Genomic DNA, 577 nt, shown 5'->3' on the forward strand with positions numbered 1-577 from the left:
AAACGGGATTTGCCTCGTTTCACACCTCACTGCTTAGCCGCACATAACCAACTGTGCGCTCACCCTATCCGACGGCGTCCCCCCATTCCTCACACGGCGGGGAGGTGGTCCAGGAATATCAACCTGTTATCCATCGTCTACGCCTTTCGGCCTCGACTTAGGTCCCGACTAACCCTGAGCGGACGAGCCTTCCTCAGGAAACCTTGGGCATTCGGTGGAAGGGATTCTCACCCTTCTTTCGCTACTCATACCGGCATTCTCACTTCCAAGCGCTCCACCAGTCCTTACGATCTAGCTTCAACGCCCTTGGAACGCTCTCCTACCACTGATACCAAAGGTATCAATCCACAGTTTCGGTGATTCGTTTAGCCCCGGTACATTTTCGGCGCAGCGCCACTCGACCAGTGAGCTATTACGCACTCTTTAAATGATGGCTGCTTCTGAGCCAACATCCTGGTTGTCTGGGCAACGCCACATCCTTTTCCACTTAACGAATACTTGGGGACCTTAACTGGTGGTCTGGGCTGTTTCCCTCTCGACTACGGATCTTATCACCCGCAGTCTGACTCCCAAACAT

General features: G+C 53.6%; 1 rRNA gene. It reads right to left on the bottom strand.

Features of this window, described 5'->3' with window-relative positions:
* Window positions 1–577, bottom strand: a 23S ribosomal RNA gene (locus R2B77_RS17800); the annotation flags it as partial.

The sequence above is a fragment of the Sporosarcina beigongshangi genome (assembly GCF_033485195.1).
GTDB classification, from domain to species: Bacteria; Bacillota; Bacilli; order Bacillales_A; family Planococcaceae; genus Sporosarcina; species Sporosarcina beigongshangi.